2 tRNA genes and 2 rRNA genes are annotated in these 969 nt (G+C 50.3%); all 4 read left to right on the top strand.

The window, feature by feature from the left end:
- A 16S ribosomal RNA gene (locus C6H66_RS24970) occupies positions 1-83 on the top strand; the annotation flags it as partial.
- A gap of 68 nt (positions 84-151) precedes the next feature.
- Positions 152-228: transfer RNA gene (locus C6H66_RS24965), tRNA-Ile, on the top strand.
- Positions 229-359: 131 nt separating this feature from the next.
- Positions 360-435 (top strand) — tRNA-Ala (locus C6H66_RS24960).
- A 162-nt stretch (positions 436-597) separates the two neighbouring features.
- Positions 598-969 (top strand): 23S ribosomal RNA (locus tag C6H66_RS24955); the annotation flags it as partial.

Below are 969 nucleotides of genomic sequence, written 5' to 3'. Positions count from 1 at the left end.
CGCTGACCACTTTGTGGCTCATGACTGGGGTGAAGTCGTAACAAGGTAACCGTAGGGGAACCTGCGGTTGGATCACCTCCTTACCTGAGATAGGTTAAGTGCAGTGCTCACACAGATTGTCTGATGAAAGAAGAGAATAGGTTATCGTAACAGGCTTGTAGCTCAGGTGGTTAGAGCGCACCCCTGATAAGGGTGAGGTCGGTGGTTCAAGTCCACTCAGGCCTACCAAACGCTTTTCCTCTTTGCCATTTTAAACGCTGCATTACTCATGTGCTCGCGCACACTGCGTGATTCGCGTTGAAACTGGCTGTGATGAAAAGGTTTGTATAAAATTCTGCGATAGCGGCCTATTTCTGTATGGGGCTATAGCTCAGCTGGGAGAGCGCCTGCCTTGCACGCAGGAGGTCAGCGGTTCGATCCCGCTTAGCTCCACCATACTAAATGTAGTTCAGAGTATATTGGCAACAGTATGCTGCGAATTATTTTGCTCTTTAACAATCTGGAACAAGCTGAAAAATTGAAACACTCAGTAATATCGACAAGGTATTATTGGGGAGTCTCTCAAGCTGAGCAATCTGAAACTTTTTCGGGTTGTGAGGTTAAGCGAATAAGCGTACACGGTGGATGCCTAGGCAGTCAGAGGCGATGAAGGACGTGCTAATCTGCGAAAAGCGTCGGTAAGCTGATATGAAGCGATATAGCCGGCGATGTCCGAATGGGGAAACCCAGTGCGATGCGTCGCACTATCATTAACTGAATCCATAGGTTAATGAGGCGAACCGGGGGAACTGAAACATCTCAGTACCCCGAGGAAAAGAAATCAACCGAGATTCCCCCAGTAGCGGCGAGCGAACGGGGAGCAGCCCAGAACCAGCATCAGCCATAGCATCAGAGGAACGGTCTGGAAAGGCCGGCGAGAGAGGGTGACAGCCCCGTACTCGAAGGTGGCATGGCTGTGAGTTCGACGAG

This window comes from Photorhabdus hindustanensis (assembly GCF_002968995.1).
In the GTDB taxonomy this organism is placed as follows: Bacteria; Pseudomonadota; Gammaproteobacteria; order Enterobacterales; family Enterobacteriaceae; genus Photorhabdus; species Photorhabdus akhurstii.
Note: the sequence above shows the minus strand (reverse complement) of the source record. Positions and strands in the feature narration are given on the sequence as shown.